The sequence below is a fragment of the Caldisphaera sp. genome (genome assembly GCF_049974385.1).
Classification (GTDB): domain Archaea; phylum Thermoproteota; class Thermoprotei_A; order Sulfolobales; family Acidilobaceae; genus Caldisphaera.
Map to the genome: position 1 here is coordinate 1 of NZ_JBMFIW010000005.1, position 15984 is coordinate 15984.

Here is a 15984-nt window from a genome sequence, read left to right on the forward strand (position 1 = left end):
GTTATCCAGTTTGCTGTAACTGATGAAGGTCTTATTGAGTGTGATTTACCTCTTCTGCTATTCTTATGCATATGTTTTCACTCCCCAATTTTATTTCTATCAAAGAATTTATTAGTTTTATTGAACTTATAAATTACGCTCCATCATAGCTCTTAACCTCATAAAGTTAAAATTTTTACGTAATAATATCTTTATTTTATTAAATGAAGTTTTCTAATTTTCCCTTTAAATCTATAAACCACTAATATAAACTAAAACCTGGTGAAGACTGAAATGACCGAAAAAACCTTAGTATTGGTTAAACCTGATGGGGTTAAGAGAGGTTTAATTGGAGAAGTTATATCAAGGTTCGAAAAGAAAGGATTGAAGATCTTGGCATTAAAAATGGTAAAGCTCGACAAAAGTAAAGGCGAAGAGTTTTATTCGGTTCATAAAGATAAAAGTTTCTTTAAAGATCTGGTAGAATTTATAACAAGCGGACCAATAGTTGCAATCATACTAGAGGGAGATTCGGCGATCTCTGTAGTAAGGTTAATGATAGGTAGTACCGATGGCAGAAAAGCCCAACCTGGTACTATAAGAGGAGATTTTGCATTATCTATACAGGATAATGTTGTCCATGCTAGCGATTCTCCTGAAAGCTTTGAGAGAGAATATAAGGTTTTATTTAAAGACGAAGAAATAATTACTTATTAGATTTTTTATCTAATATTTCTTTTATCTTCGAAAGTACTATGTTATATTCTTTAAAACCCGCATTTTTCTTAATTTCAGCAATTTCTTTTAAAGTCAATAATTCGTCATTACTTATGTAATTCTTAAATTGTGTAATCAATTTTATTGCATGCTCCTGAGGAACATCAGTATATATAACGTCACCTTCATTAGCATGCCTACCTATTAAAATTTTGCCTTCTATAGAAACAGCAATTGTAGAGCCTACCTTAGCATATTCTAGACTCTTATCTTTATCCTTTATTGCCATGATCCTACCTAGATCTTTTCCCTTTTCGTTAATTAATGGATATCCGGGCTTTATAATACCCCCGCTTACTTCAACCCCTACAATAGCAGGGTCACTCCTTCTAAACACATATCCTGGTAAGATCTTAAATTTTCCAGGTCTTATCAATGAATTCAATTCTTTTTGTATCTCCTCTTCTTTTAGTTTTTCTCTCCATTCGTTATACTCTTCTATCAAGTGGTAAATAATATTATTCTGGAAGACCTTAATATTATTATTTGATAATTCTGCCTCAGCCTCTGGCAATATTTTTACGTTAAAAGCAATTATCGCCCCTAATGATCTATCTTTTTTAGCTGTTAAAGATGCCTCAAGTATATCTGATTTATTAACGTTTCCAATATCAGCAATCCTAATTGGTATATTCATTCTTTTAAAAGCTTCTATTAAAGCTTCAAGAGTTCCTAGAGTATCAGCTTTTATTATGATACCATTATTTTCTGCCTTAAAGATAAGCTCCTTTACTTCGCTTTGCAACATTTTACTAATTTTTTCCGCTTCTTCATAATTGTTTGCAACTTGAATTGAAGACCCTGCTAAAGCATTCTCTAAATTCGCGGCTGCAATTCTTACCCCAGCAGCTGCGTAAACTTCTTGAACACCAACAAACCTTGTTCCTCTAGCTCTCATATCACTTAATGGAGATGGCATTAAGAGTGATCTTACTGTAGTTATTATGGGCCCATTTTTACCATTAAGAACTATTATATCCCCGACTCTTATTACACCGTCGTAAATTATAGCATCTAAAACGGTACCTAATCCTTCTACTTCTTTAACCTCAAGTATTGATCCCTTAGCAGGTCCTTCAGCAAAAACAAGTTTATTCTTTAAATATTGCTGAGCAAGACCTGCTAATACAGCTAACAAATCTGGAACTCCTTCCCCAGTTTTAGCTGACAAAGGAACTATTGCTATTGTTTTTGTAAAATCTCTAATTTTTGTATATAAATCCGATTGAAATCCTAGCTCAGAAAGTTTTATTACAATTGTTCCATAAATTATTTTTTCTAATTCTTCTTTTGCCTTATTAGATTGCTTTTGGAAAGAAATAGCAAAAGGCTGATCTGAAAAACTTTCCCATCCTGGAATCCTGTCTATTTTATTTGCGGCAACTAAGAAAGGTACCTTCCTTGACTTTAATAAATCTATAGCTTCATATGTTTGGTCTTGAAGACCTTTAGTAATATCTATAACTAATATTGCAAAATCAGCTATGCTTCCTCCTCTTTTTCTTAGATTTGAAAATAATTCATGACCAGGTGTATCTATAAATAACAATCCAGGTATAGTAAGCTTAATTGGAACTATTTTTTTAAGAGGCTCTGATATTTTCTCAATTACATCAGAAGGTACAATGCTGGCTCCAATGTGTTGAGTTATTCCCCCCGCTTCTCTTGCTGCTATAGCAGTACTCCTAATTTTATCTAGCAATGATGTTTTTCCATGATCTACATGGCCCAAAACAACAACTATTGGCTGTCTTAATTTCTTAGTTTGAGACCCTTGAGATTGGATTTGGCTCATTTTATTATCCCCCCAATTTGTAGACACTTTTAAAGGTTTAATATAAAAATGCTTATTCTTACAATAACTAACTTCTTCCCACTTGAAAAAAGCTTTTCAACCACTAATCCTTTTTTGTAAACTTCCTCCTTTAATGAAAAAATTCATTCTAATAATATCTAAACAAGAAAGTAGGTTACATAATATCTATCCATAATTCTTATTTTTAACTTAAATCAAAGCTGAAATTTACATTAACTATATAATTAAGTTTTTCAAATATTTTCTCTACTATTCTAATCTCATTCGAATCTATAATGAATAATCCATTAGCAGCATATAAAATTTCTTCACAATCGCCAATAATTTTTGTAATTTTTAAAACAATATAATTATCAAACTTTGATGGATAAAAAAACAAACCAAAAGTTTTACCATTATAATCTATTATAGAATTAAAACATGTTCCTTTTTCTTCCAGCGAAGAAACCTTGAACCCTTTTTGTTTCAAAAGTGATATTATTGTTTCAGCCTTCTTCTTCATCGTATTCTTCTGATTCAACATCAAACTCTACCTCTCCTTCTTTAGTAATATTATTAATGCAGTCTAATTTTTCGTTACCTGTAATTTCTGCTATAAAACCGAATCTTTTAATTATATTACAGATATTGTCCCAGGGTACAACTGCCTTTTGGCCTGTTTCTGTCTCAATATATGCTAGCCTTCCGTTCCTTGTTATTTTTGCCTTCATTGTCAATTTAGATACCCAATAATATTGAATTTTTAAAAATATTAAATCTTAACTTAAGTTAGAATTTGATATAGTATTAATAAAACAGCTATCATGAATAACTTATCTCTACGTTGAGTTGAGCTAGAGCAGTTTTCCTTCTTTCGGCCCTTGGGTCCGGTATCATACGTCCTCTTACAGTTTTTTTCCTTCTTTCCCCGTCTTTCTCTGGATGAAATCCGGGAGGTTCTGATAAAAGTACTTTTTTTCTTACAGCCCCAGGTACTCCTGGATGCATTGGAAAACCTGTTGCATCGCTTCCACCTCTTATTTTAAATCTTAAATTATCAAAACCAAGCAGACTACCATCAAATTCGTCTCCAATTTCTAATCCCGAAATTCTAATCATTATATCTTCTGGAACCGCTAATTGCCATGCTTTTGCTCTAAAAGCTTTTGCCTCCGCTTCATTTGATCCTGCCAATTCTCCTAACAGTTCACTACTAATCCAAACCTCATTCTCTGGAACATTATCTGACTGAATTGCCTTTAATGGAACGTTTGCTTTCCCGCCTTCTTTTTTAATGCTTAAAGTCAAAATACCTACTTCATTTAATTTAAGCTCTTCAAATAATTTTTTGCCGACCTTGGCTTTAGGCAATTCTTTTCTTTCTTGCTCTTTTGTTTTTTTCATGGATTCATTTAATTTAAGCTCTTCATCGTCAACGCCTTTAACTTTTACATTGACAGCTTTGTTACCTGCTCTTGGATCCGAAATTACTACCCTTAATGGTGGTCTCTCTTCAGCTGGCATTTTTTACACCCTTTTACTCCCTCTGAAAATCATTGTTTGGTAGTTTTAAATGCTTTTAGCACTTATATTTATTATTGATTAAAAATTAAAATATAAACGAAATACTCAACCCTTAGAGGCAAAATATAATATAAGCATTAATCTTCATATAGTGTAACCTTTACATCAGCTTTAACCTTATCTGAAGAGAATGGTGGTATTGAATTCCCTAAGTCTATTGCTATAGATACCTGATTTCCTGTATCGTCAGTTATCTTTACCTCAGCAATATATGTTGTCTCAGGACCTCCTGATTCAAAAACTTTCATTAAAGATTCATAAAGCCTAGATATTGCCATTTGAAATGCAACAGGACTTGATAAGTCCTCAGGTTTAAGTGATATGGAAGCAAAATTTTTCATTACCCTACCAACTCTTGCCTCTCCCTTAAATTCTTTGTTTACTATGTTCTTTTCTCCTTCTGACATCATTAATTCACCGCAATAATTATTGTATCCAAATTTAATATGCTTAATGTTTAATTTATTACTCTCATTTAATTATAAAAAATTTTTAGGCTGAATTATAAACATTAGAAATCATCGAGTGGAAAAGGTATGCAAGAAAAAAGAGATGAAATTATTAATAACTTTAAAGAGATTGAAACCAAGTGGCAAAAATTGTGGGATGAAAATAAAGCTTTTGAAGCTAATCCCAATGAAAAAAAGAAATTTTTCATTACATTTCCATTCCCATATATGAATGGTCTTCCCCATTTGGGAGGGGCCTTTACTATACTTAGAGTAGATATAATGGCTAGATATAAAAGAATGAGAGGATACAACGTATTATTCCCTCAAGGATGGCATGCAACAGGAGGTCCGATTGTAGCATCAGCAAAAAGAATTAAAGAAAAAGATCCTAAAAAAATAAAAGAACTAAAAGAGATGGGAGTATCAGATGATATTGTAAGTAATTTTGAAGATCCTACTTATTGGGTATTTCATTTTACAAGTGAATGGGAAAAGGATCTAAGAAGATATGGATTAAGCATTGATTGGAGAAGGAAATTTTACACAACAAGTCTAAATCCGTATTTTAGTAAATTTGTGGAATGGCAATACTATAAACTAAGAGATCTAAATTATATTGCTAAAGGTAGCCATCCAGTTGTTTGGTGTCCTAAAGAAAAGAAGGTTGTGGGTGATCATGACAGGCCTGATGAATATGCAGGTATAGGTCCAGTTGATGCCACTATAATTAAATTTAAGATAGAAAATGACGATTTAATAATCCCTACATTAACCTATAGACCTGAAACAATTTTTGGAGTTACAAACATATGGATAAATAAAGATTCTACATATAATATTGCAGAGATTGATGGAGAGAAATGGATTATAAACGATTATATGATAGATGAGCTTTCAGACCAAAAACACGAAGTCAAAGTTTTAAAGAAAATACAAGCAAAAGAAATAATAGGTAAATATGCATTAAATCCTATAAACAATAAAAAAATACCTATATTACCAGCAAGCTTCGTTATTTATGATGAAGGTACAGGAATTGTTATGAGTGTCCCTGCTCATGCTCCATACGATTATATTGCACTCGAAGATCTGAAGAGAAACAAAGAAATTATAAAAGAATTTGGATTAAACGAAGAAGAAATAAAGAAATTAAATCCCTTAGTTATAATAAAGAGCTCTGACTTTAAAGATATACCAGCTAAAGAAATGGTAAGAAAGTTAAACATAAAAAGCCAAAATGATGTAGAATTATTAGAAAAGGCAACAAAAGAGCTATATGCTAAAGAATTTTATAGCGGAATAATGTATAATGTTGGTGAATATAGCAATATTAAAGTTAATGAAGCCAGAGAAAAAATAATAGAAAACCTAAAAGATAAAAATAAGGCACTAAAAGTATACACATTACCTTCAAAGGTTTATTGTAGATGTGGCGCCAGGACTCACGTAAAATTTGTTGAGAATCAATGGTTTTTATTATATAGCAACGAAAGTTGGAAAAACAAGTCCAGAGAACTAGTAAAGAATATGAATTTTTATCCTGAATCTGCAAGAGAAGATTTTCTTAGACTAATAGATTGGCTTAGCGACTGGGCATTTACACATATGAATGAATTAGGTACACCATTACCTTGGGATAATACATGGGTTATAGAAAGCCTTAGCGATTCAACTATATATATGGCTTATTATACGATAGCACACTATATCCAGAACAAAATAGAGCCTTCAAAATTAATTCCGGAACTCTTTGATTATATTTTCTTAGGAATAGGCAACTTAGATGAGCTATCTCAAAAAACACAACTAAATAAAGATCTAATAGAAAAAATGAGACAAGAGTTTCTATATTGGTATCCAGTTGATCTTAGAATTAGTGGTAAAGACCTCATGCAAAACCATTTATTGTTTTTCATATATCACCACGCAGCAATTTTTGATAAAGACAAATGGCCTAAAGGAATAGGCATAAATGGGTGGGTTTTATTAAATGGAGAAAAAATGTCTAAAAATAAAGGAAACTTTTTGTTATTAAGAGATGCATTAAACAAGTGGGGTGCTGATGTAACAAGATGGTCAGAAGTAATGGCTGGAGCTGATCCAGGGTATGATGATGCAAACTTTGAGACATCTATTGTTGATAATGCTATAGATGAGCTAAATTCATGGCTGGAATTAGTTAAAAACAATTATAATAAAGGTAGGGATTATAAGCTTAGTTTGGATGATTGGTTCGAGAGCGTGATTAATAGTACAATAAAAGAGGTTACAGAAGATATGGAACAAACAAGGTTTAAGACAGCTTTAGTTAAGTCATATTATTATCTTAAAAACAAATATAAATGGTATCTCACCAGAGCTAATATCCCAAATAAAGAGGTTATAAACGATTATTTAGAGAATGTTACATTAATGATAGCGCCAATAGTACCTCATATTGCAGAAGAAGCTTGGCATATTATGGGTCATAAAGATTTGGTTTCCCTTCATCAATGGCCTTTATTTGATGAAAATAAAATTAACAAAAAGTTTGAAAAAGCTGAGGAATTGATAGAAAGAATAATCAAGGATACCAAAGAACTAATTAATTTAATAGGAGAAACTAATAAAGTTTACATCATTATAGCATCTCCATGGAAATATGAATTATTTGATTTAGCAAAAGAAATAGCTAAAAACAATAAATCAATAACTGATTTGAAGCAGAAATTACTGGAAAATGATTTTAAGATAGAGAAAAGCAAAGTAGTAAAAGTTGTTAACATGATTTCTAAATATCCAGAACTAATAGAAAACTACATTCCTAGAGAATTAGAGATAAAATCAATCCAAGAGTCAAAGGAATTCTTGAGCAAAGAACTTAAGAAAGAAATTGTAATTGAATTTGAAGAAAACTCAAAACTACCAAGAAGTGATCTAGCCTTACCAGGGAGACCTGCCCTATATCTTGAAAAACAAGTCTCTCAACAAAATAGATGATAAAAAATGAACAAAATAAATGAGCTAATATATTCACTTAACAGCATAGCTAGAAGTGGATGGATGATTAAAGGAGTAGAACCGTGTAAGGCGGAAACTGTTTCTCAACACCTTTTTGCATCAGCATTAATAGCGCTAGAATTATCATCAAGTTTAAATAATGCAGATAAATATAAAGCCGCCTCTATAGCTTTAATTCATGACATAGGAGAATCTATTATTGGAGATATCAGCAAAAGTGCAAACATCGATAAATCTAAATCTGAAAAAGAAGCCATAGAAAAGCTTGATTTAAATAAAGATATAAAACAACTTTATATGCTTTATGAGTCGGAAGATACATTGGAAGGGATAATAGCTAAGATCTCAGATTTATTGTCTACATATTTAATTTCTTTAAAATATGAAAAAGAGGGCTATAATGTAAAAGATATTAAAAATAATGTAAAAGAACAGATATTTTTGCTTTCTAAAAAACATAATATAGAAAAGAATGTAACGGAATTCTTGAAAAAAATAGAAGAATAAAATCTAAAATTAAAGCTAAAGGCTTTCTTACACTATATTTCATTGGAGGAAAAATGAGTGAAAATAAAATCCAGCTAAAGTTACCTATTTCAACAATTGGAATAAGCACAGCAGAAGACTTATCTTTATACCATTATCTATCTGGAGGGACTTTACTGCGTCTTGTGATACCTTCAAAAATGAAGAGCCTTGAATGCCATGATTACGACATTTGCCAAATATATAACCCAAATCTATATGCATTAAAAGAATTGAATTTAACAGAAATAGAAAAAATAGTTAAAACATGGAATATTAATGGAATAATATTTGAAGGTTATGGAGTAGAAGATATAATCAGCAACGAATTTATAAGCAAAATAAAAGATGTATTAAATATACCTATTGGGGTTAGAATTTATCAACCGTTTGATTTATATAAAGCTGATTTTATAATATATGATCACTTTATTGAATATAATGATAATTTAAACGTCATTAAATTCCTTAAGAATTATAAAACATCTTATCCATGGATAGAGCTACAACTTTACTACAGAGAACCCCTAATTGAAAAATTCTTTCCATTAGCCGGAATAACTGGAGAAAAAGGTATACCAATACATATATATCTATTAGATCATAAAGGAGGAGGTCCAGTTAAAACACTATATAATGAAATTAGAGAACTTAATACTTATACTTATATACATGCAAATTTATATGGTGAATATATAACTTACTGTTCTAATTGTAATAAACCGGTAGCGTATAGAGAAGAAGGAGTGTTACTTGCATTGGAACTAAACAACAATCGTTGCTGGAATTGTAATACAGAGTTGCCATTTAAAAAAATTATTTCTAAGAAGTCAGATCAAAAATTAATTAAAATGAGTAGGGGTGATACGATATGGTACGATCCGAGAGCAGTTCAAATACATTAAAAAATCATATAAGACTGGCAAAGTTTTGGAGTCCTATTACAGATAGGGAAAAATGGGTTAAGTGCAACTTATGCCATAGAAGGTGCTTAATAGCTCCTAACGCCTGGGGAGTTTGTGGGGTTAGAAAGAACATCGATGGAAAGCTATATACAATGGTATACGGCTTATTAACAGCAGAAAATGTTGATCCCATAGAAAAAAAGCCTTTAATGCATTTTAATCCAGGCAGTTCAGTGTTAAGCATATCTACAGTCGGCTGTGATTTCTTTTGCTCTTTCTGCCAAAATTGGGAAATTAGCCAAAGCAGATTAGAAAAAGGACTTTATGGAGAAAAAAAGACACCGGAAGAAATAATAGATGATGCTATAAAGATTAAAGCAGATGGAATCTCTTATACATATAACGAACCAACTATAATGTATGAATTTATGTATGATACAGCCGTTTTGGCCAAGAAAAACAACTTATTTAATACCATGGTAACAAATGGCTACATGACTCCAGAAGCCGTTGATGAGATTGGAAATTTTTTTGATGCAGCAACTGTAGATTTCAAGGGTGGAGGTAACAAAGAATTTTACAGAAAATATATGGGAGTACCTAATCCTGAACCAATATTAGAAACGCTAAAAGCTATGAAAGAAAAGAAAATTTGGATTGAAATAACGAATCTAGTTGTACCTAAAGTTGGAGATAAGGAAGAAGACATAAAAAGGCTTGCAAGGTGGATAATAGATAACTTAGGAGATAATGTACCTTTCCATCTTTTAAGATTTCATCCAGATTATAAAATGTTAGACAGCGAAGACACGCCAGTAAAGACTCTTGAAAAACTTGCAAAGATAGCAAAAAATGAAGGTTTAAAATACGTTTACATAGGTAATGTGCCAGGACACGAATTAGAGCATACATATTGTCCAAAGTGTGGATATCCACTAATAGAAAGATATGGTTTTTATATAACTGCTTGGAGATTAACAGAGGATAATAGATGTCCTAAATGTGGGACAAAAATAGATATTATTGGTAAAAAAAGAAACTCATCCCCATTTTCACTCTCTATAATATAGATAAACTATATAATTTATATTTTTAAAAGTGATTTTTAATTATCAGAGAAATTATTAAACATAATAAGCTTTCAATATAAATTATAGTTTATTTAGATTGAAGGAAATCATTATAAACTCTGCTTGATAAAAATCATAGGGCAACAGAGGAAACTGGTGTGTAGAATATGATGTTCTGTCCTAAATGTGGAGGAGTAATGATACCCATAAAAAAGAATGGAAAGGTAATATTAAGATGCACAAAATGTGGTTATGAAATGGAAGCTCCATCAAACACTGTAAATGAATATAAGACAGTATCAAAAACGGCAGAAAAAGAGAAAGTATTAACAACAAAGACCATTGGTCAAGAACAAAATGTAGATAGCGAAGAAAGTAAAGAAGAACTAGAACAGGCTAAAGAAGATTATTATGAGTTGGTTTTAGACCAAATGGGAGAATATGGAGATCAAATATAAAGCTTTCAAAAATTCCTATAATTTATACTTTAATATTCATAACATTTTAAACAAACCCCCCATACGAGTTATTTCATCAGATACTTCCTCCAAATCCTTGTGAGTATCTATACTTCTCCAATAATACTTAGGTATTTCAAATTTCACTGCAACCATTTTACCTTCCGATGAAAGCTTTGGGAAGGTTGTCATCTCTATATCCCCTTTATCTGGTAGATATTCCATTATTTCAGGTTTGAACGCATAAATCCCTGCATTAATCCAATAATCATAAAGTATTGGTTTTTCCTTAAACCCTTTAACAAATCCATTACTATCTATATCTAATACGCCATAGGGGCTCCTTAATGGAACAACTGCCATAGCTGCTATAATTTTTCCTTTTAATGATGTCAATAAAATATTTGGATCTATGTTTGTAATGATATCTCCATTTGTAACTAAAAATTTTTCATGATTTTTATATATATGGCCTGCCTTTTTTAATGCACCACCAGTACCTAAGGGTTCATCTTCAACTACATAGGAAATAGATACTCCATATTTAGAACCGCTTCCTAACTCTTCTATAAGTTTTTCTTTATGATAACCTGCTAAAAGGGCTATTTCATCTATACCATAATGTTTTAGCCATTCTAGCTGATAAACTATTACAGGTTTATCGTTAATAGGAACTAATGGTTTAGGTTTATCTAAAGTGAGCGGTCTTAACCTCTTACCATATCCACCAGCTAATATTAAAGCAAGGCTCATTTTATTCACCTAGAATTTGCCGCCGCGGGGATTTGAACCCCGGACCGCCCGGTCTTCAGCCGGGCGCTCTCCCGCTGAGCTACGGCGGCACCCTTTTACCTATAACAATTTAGAAAATATAAAAATATCTCACCTACCTATATTAGGATATATTTAATAATGAAGAATCATAACTTTTACATTTTTTGTTAAACTAATTATACATTACCAATTACAATGAATTCTAAATAACAACTAAGATTCTCTCCATTCTACTTCAAGTATCGATTTAGAATTTCTATAATATATAGTAGGTATCCCAACAATTCTTAACCTACTCCTAAGCTCTTTATCATTTGTTGCAACGTAAACTGTTTCTCCTTTATTTTTTAGTTCTAACGAAGCATGGAAAATAGAGTCATCTGCATCAATTTCTGTAGTATTGATTATTTGAATTTTACCAGTATTAATTATGCTAAGCCCAAAATTAATTTCCTTATATATTTTTTTGTTTTTGTTTAAATCGGCTATTTTTTTAAGTTCTTCTACTACACTACTTGTTGTAATCATTTCAACTTTTTGTTCTAATATATCATAGAACATTGGTAATGTAATGATCCCTTGGCCAAGCATAATTATAATATTAGAATCCAGCATTACCTTGGGGTTCACCTGTTCACTAGCCCCCAACCTATTAATCTCCACCTTCCAGCTATTCTTCTACTTATTGCAACTCTTAGTCCTTTCCATGCAACAACAGGCCTTTTTAATTTAACAGAAGCCGTTTCTTTATTAAAAGAACTAACTGTTCCTATGGTTAAACTTGCGCCAACCGCCAGCATTAAGACTTCATTTTTAGTTAAAGGATCAACCTTGATTTCCTCCTTTGATCCAACAACATTCTTAAACAAATGATACTCAAACTCTAAATCACTAATTGCTGGAGGTATTAAACCTGGTTTGCCTACTATATTACCAACTAGGTTATCTGATTTAGTTAAAGTAGGATCAAGCTTTGTACCTATAGCAACTAAACCACCTGGTTTTGCTTCCTCTACTTCATACTTTCCAAACCTTAGGCTTGTAATTTCAGTTGTTATAGGCTCATATTTTCCTTCATTCCCCAATTGCAAACCAGGGCTTATTTCTATTTCATCACCTACTTTAAATTTACCTTGTATTATTGAGCCCCCAATTATTCCTCCCACTAAATCTTCTGGCTTCGTGCCTGGTCTATTAACATCAAAGCTCCTTACTACAAACATTAGTGGATTACTATTTTCATCCCTTTTCGGAGTTGGTATATACTTTTCTATTGCTGCTAACAAAGCATCAATGTTAACTCTCTTAAGAGAGCTTACTGGAATTATTGGCGCATTTTCTGCCCATGTATTATGTAAAAACTTTTTAATTTCATTATAGCTTTCTTTAGCTCTCTCTGGAGATACGACATCAATTTTATTTTGAACTACTACAAGATTTCTTATACCCAAAATATCAAGTGCTAAAAAATGCTCTAATGTTTGCGGTTGAGGTGCATTTTCATTTGCAGCTATAACTAACAAGGCGCCATCCATTAATGCCGCACCTGATAGCATTGTGGCCATTAATATTTCATGGCCGGGAGCATCAACATATGATATTCTTCTCACTAACTTTGGTTTTGAGCCAGGAGAGCACTCACATACTGGCTCAGGGGAATACTTTTCTGGAAATCCACAATCTGAGCATTCCCAAACTTCTCCATCTGCAAATCCTAGTTTTATTGTCATTCCTCTCTTAATTTCTTCACTATGTCTCATAGTCCATGTTCCTGTTAAAGCCTGAACAAGAGTTGTCTTCCCATGATCTACATGACCTACAATACCAATGTTAACGTTGGGTTGCATATTTTCTAATGTTGTTTCTGACATATTATTTATCCCTAACCATTTATGCTAAGATAAAAGTTTAAAAACAATATATGAAAAGTCGATTTCAAATTTTTATAATGCTATTAGTTTTTGTTATTTATATCTATATTTAAAATCTCTAAAATTAAATTTTTACTTAGAAATGTATAGCAGGTGAAAATTTATGGTATTAAAAGTAGGAGAAAAAGCTCCCGATTTCGAGCTAATATCAAATGATGGTGAAAAGATAAAACTATCAAATTTTAAAGGAAAGTTTGTTATTTTATATTTTTATCCAAGAGCTATGACAGCAGGCTGTACAAGAGAGGGATTAAGATTCAATGAATTGCTAGATGATATAAAAAAGCTTAATGCAGAGGTTTTAGGAATTTCTTCAGATAATGTTGAAAAAATTAAGAAGTTTGCAGAAAGATATGATTTTAAGTTTAAATTACTTAGCGATAGTAATGGAGAAGTTATAGAATTATACGACGTTAAAAAGAAAGAATCATCTAATCTAACTGCTGAAAGAACCACATTCATTATTGATCCTAATGGAGTAATTGTTAAGGTTTTCCAAAACGTGAGACCTGCGGAAAAACATGCTGATCTATCATTAGCAGAACTTAAAAAACTCGTTAACCAAGGTTGATCTTTTTACTATTTTTGCCGTTAAGGTAATTCCTTAAATATATCCTAATAGAGGAACAGAGCATATCTAAGAGAATTTAAATTTAAAATATTATATTTTAACTTCCTGTTTGTAAGTAATTTAGCATTGAATGAAGTTTTACATTCCTAGGAAATACTCTTACAGCCTCCAAGTTTTCTGGGTAAATAACTTCTGGCATTGATTCGAATCCCAATTTATCCCACTTCTGTTTAATTAAAATTCCAAAAGATATTGTTTGACTTGGCTCTCCGTGATTCAAAATTATCACTCTAGGCTTAGGCGTTAACCCTCTTAAAAATCCTTGAAGTTCACTTCTATTAGCGTGTCCAGAAAATCCCTCAATTCTTTGTACTTCTAGATTCACCTTAATTGTTTTTAGTTGGTTCCCATCCATCATTTGTATTTCCTTTTCCCCTTCTACAATCTTCCTTCCAAGAGTTCCTGATGCCTGATAACTAACAAATACTAATGCATTGTTTTGATTATCAGCTAAATTCTTAAAGTATTCCAAGATTGGCCCGCCTGTCATCATACCGCTCGTTGAAATTATTATTGCAGGTCCTTGGCTAAATATAGCTTCGTCTCTTTTACTAGAATCGTTAACGAATATCATATTAGGTCCTATAAAGGGATTATTATCGTTATGTAATATTTCATCTCTTATAGGTTTGGCCAATAATTCCGGATAAGAAGTATAAATAGCAGTTACTTCGTATATTAACCCATCAATGTATATTGGCATTTCTGGGATCTTTTTATCTTGTAATGCCTTATTTATTAAAACCATCATATCTTGGGCTCTTCCTACTGCCATAACTGGTATTAAAATTTTTCCCTTTCTCTCATAAACTTTTTTAATTAATTCAAATAGTTGTGTTTCTGCCTCTTCTCTTGTTGCTGTTTCTGTAGCTCCGTAAGTAGTTTCCATAATTAAGGCCTCTACTCTATGAAATTCCGTATTTGCAGGAGGTTGTAACCTTGTAGTATTTAATTCCTCTTTGGCTTTATAATATTTTATATCACCTGTATAAAGTATGTTAAAAAGACCTTGTCCAATGTGTATGTGAGTCAACGCGGAACCTAAAATATGACCTGCATCCGAAAATGTTAGCTTTGCATCAGGTGATAGATCTGTTACAACATTATAATTAACAGTTATAGTTCTTGTTAACATAGTATTTATATCTTTCATAGTAAACGGAGGTTCTTTTCCTTCTTTAACAAACAAATCTATAAAATCCTTTAACATTAAAACTGTTATATCTCTTGTAGGAGGAGTCATATATGAAGGTCCACGATACCCATACTTGTATAATATTGGAAGCAACCCCATATGATCCATGTGAGCATGAGATATAACTATTGCGTCTAAATCTTCTAATCTAAATTCAGGTGCATCGAAGTGAGGATATGCATCTGTTGAATAACCGCTTTGGGCAAATCCTGCATCCAAAAGTATTTTGCTTTCACCTGTATCAAGCAATATTGATGATCTACCCACTTCTCCAAAACTTCCTAGGCCTATAATCCTTATATTCTTAGGACCTACTATCATTTCTCTATAAATTCTCTCCCCTATTTCTCTTAAAGCTTTTCTCCTTTCTGACGATGCCCTTATATATAACTCCAAAACTGATGCCAAAGTTTTACTAACTAATGGAGACTTTCTTTGAACTTCTAATCTCCAACCAGTATTTGCCAATACCTGGTTTCTAAAAGGTTTTCCTTTTCCAAGAAGCTTACCGGGTTTATCAGCAAATACTCTAACTTCCCCTAAAACTTCATCAAATTGTATATCACTTGGTGTAATTCCTGCTTCTTCAGGTGTATTTTCCATTATGTATTGAATTGTTGCCTCTCTTGGTTTTCTAGCTTTAGGGTCAGTTCTTATAACCATTCTTTTCCTTAACTGTTTTGCTAATTCTCTTATCTTTTCTTCACCTTCTAAAATCCATTGGGGATTTTTGACATAAACTGCGATTTCTGGTCCTTCAAAATCTATACTTGATATCTCCGCATCCCTTACGTTCTTTAAAATTTCACTAACTATCATCGACCTAAGCTTTTGCCCTGATATTAATCTTTCTTGGCCAGATTCTTCCAAATTAAATCACCGGGATAAATAAAATTTTGTTAAAATCT

At 31.9% G+C, this 15984-nt stretch carries 16 protein-coding genes and 1 tRNA gene; 7 read left to right on the top strand and 10 right to left on the bottom strand.

All coding sequences use genetic code 11. The features are described 5' to 3' along the window. The first annotated feature begins 273 nt into the window (after window positions 1–273). On the top strand, window positions 274–696 hold the full coding sequence (gene ndk, locus ACP5GV_RS02105) for a nucleoside-diphosphate kinase (RefSeq protein WP_428102003.1): 423 nt from the start codon (window positions 274–276) through the stop codon (window positions 694–696). On the opposite strand, the gene infB is transcribed toward ndk, so the two are convergent. From infB to ACP5GV_RS02130, 5 genes are all read right to left on the bottom strand, one after another. After that, window positions 686–2551 (bottom strand): translation initiation factor IF-2 family protein, encoded by a 1866-nt coding sequence (gene infB, locus ACP5GV_RS02110; protein ID WP_428102005.1) that lies wholly within the window; start codon window positions 2549–2551, stop codon window positions 686–688. The two genes, ndk and infB, sit on opposite strands and share 11 nt — an antisense overlap. A 205-nt stretch (window positions 2552–2756) precedes the next feature. Continuing rightward, window positions 2757–3074, bottom strand: coding sequence for a hypothetical protein (locus ACP5GV_RS02115; protein WP_428102008.1), 318 nt, complete (start codon window positions 3072–3074; stop codon window positions 2757–2759). After that, entirely contained in the window at window positions 3058–3282 is a 225-nt protein-coding gene (locus tag ACP5GV_RS02120) for a hypothetical protein (protein ID WP_428069271.1), read from the bottom strand. Before ACP5GV_RS02120 ends, ACP5GV_RS02115 begins: the two co-directional genes overlap by 17 nt. 91 nt (window positions 3283–3373) lie before the next feature. Next, window positions 3374–4075, bottom strand: a complete 702-nt coding sequence (locus ACP5GV_RS02125; RefSeq protein WP_428102011.1) for a 30S ribosomal protein S6e — start codon at window positions 4073–4075, stop codon at window positions 3374–3376. A 137-nt stretch (window positions 4076–4212) separates the two neighbouring features. After that, a complete protein-coding gene (locus tag ACP5GV_RS02130; RefSeq protein ID WP_292319511.1) occupies window positions 4213–4542 on the bottom strand; it encodes a hypothetical protein in 330 nt (109 codons plus the stop codon). A 129-nt stretch (window positions 4543–4671) separates the two neighbouring features. Between ACP5GV_RS02130 and leuS the strand changes: the two genes are divergently transcribed. The 5 genes from leuS (at window position 4672) to ACP5GV_RS02155 (ending at window position 10545) form a co-directional block, all read left to right on the top strand. After that, window positions 4672–7566, top strand: coding sequence for a leucine--tRNA ligase (leuS, locus tag ACP5GV_RS02135; protein WP_428102014.1), 2895 nt, complete (start codon window positions 4672–4674; stop codon window positions 7564–7566). A gap of 6 nt (window positions 7567–7572) precedes the next feature. Then, window positions 7573–8094, top strand: coding sequence for an HD domain-containing protein (locus ACP5GV_RS02140; protein WP_428069258.1), 522 nt, complete (start codon window positions 7573–7575; stop codon window positions 8092–8094). 53 nt (window positions 8095–8147) lie between these two features. Next, window positions 8148–9017 carry a hypothetical protein gene (locus ACP5GV_RS02145; RefSeq protein WP_428102016.1) on the top strand — a complete coding sequence of 290 codons (870 nt, stop codon included), beginning with the start codon at window positions 8148–8150 and terminating at the stop codon, window positions 9015–9017. After that, on the top strand, window positions 8984–10087 hold the full coding sequence (amrS, locus tag ACP5GV_RS02150) for an AmmeMemoRadiSam system radical SAM enzyme (RefSeq protein WP_428069254.1): 1104 nt from the start codon (window positions 8984–8986) through the stop codon (window positions 10085–10087). The genes ACP5GV_RS02145 and amrS overlap by 34 nt, the downstream gene beginning before the upstream one ends. 167 nt (window positions 10088–10254) lie before the next feature. After that, window positions 10255–10545 carry a transcription elongation factor gene (locus ACP5GV_RS02155; RefSeq protein ID WP_292319506.1) on the top strand — a complete coding sequence of 97 codons (291 nt, stop codon included), beginning with the start codon at window positions 10255–10257 and terminating at the stop codon, window positions 10543–10545. 36 nt (window positions 10546–10581) lie between these two features. On the opposite strand, the gene ACP5GV_RS02160 is transcribed toward ACP5GV_RS02155, so the two are convergent. The 4 genes from ACP5GV_RS02160 to ACP5GV_RS02175 form a co-directional block, all read right to left on the bottom strand. Further along, window positions 10582–11298 carry a nucleotidyltransferase family protein gene (locus ACP5GV_RS02160; RefSeq protein ID WP_428069252.1) on the bottom strand — a complete coding sequence of 239 codons (717 nt, stop codon included), beginning with the start codon at window positions 11296–11298 and terminating at the stop codon, window positions 10582–10584. A 17-nt stretch (window positions 11299–11315) separates the two neighbouring features. Continuing rightward, window positions 11316–11387, bottom strand: a tRNA-Phe gene (locus ACP5GV_RS02165). 145 nt (window positions 11388–11532) lie between these two features. Next, the gene (locus tag ACP5GV_RS02170; protein WP_428069250.1) at window positions 11533–11949 is read right to left on the bottom strand and encodes a PIN domain-containing protein; all 417 of its coding nucleotides are present in this window, start codon (window positions 11947–11949) and stop codon (window positions 11533–11535) included. Beyond that, window positions 11946–13190 (bottom strand): translation initiation factor IF-2 subunit gamma, encoded by a 1245-nt coding sequence (locus ACP5GV_RS02175; RefSeq protein ID WP_292319503.1) that lies wholly within the window; start codon window positions 13188–13190, stop codon window positions 11946–11948. Before ACP5GV_RS02175 ends, ACP5GV_RS02170 begins: the two co-directional genes overlap by 4 nt. A 163-nt stretch (window positions 13191–13353) precedes the next feature. Here ACP5GV_RS02175 and ACP5GV_RS02180 point away from each other — a divergent pair, with 163 nt between their 5' ends. Further along, complete coding sequence (locus ACP5GV_RS02180) at window positions 13354–13821, top strand: peroxiredoxin (protein WP_428069248.1); 468 nt, start codon at window positions 13354–13356, stop codon at window positions 13819–13821. Between the two features lie 97 nt (window positions 13822–13918). Here the strand turns inward: ACP5GV_RS02180 and ACP5GV_RS02185 are convergent, their stop codons facing one another. Further along, complete coding sequence (locus ACP5GV_RS02185; RefSeq protein ID WP_292319501.1) at window positions 13919–15946, bottom strand: beta-CASP ribonuclease aCPSF1; 2028 nt, start codon at window positions 15944–15946, stop codon at window positions 13919–13921. Window positions 15947–15984 lie beyond the last annotated feature (38 nt).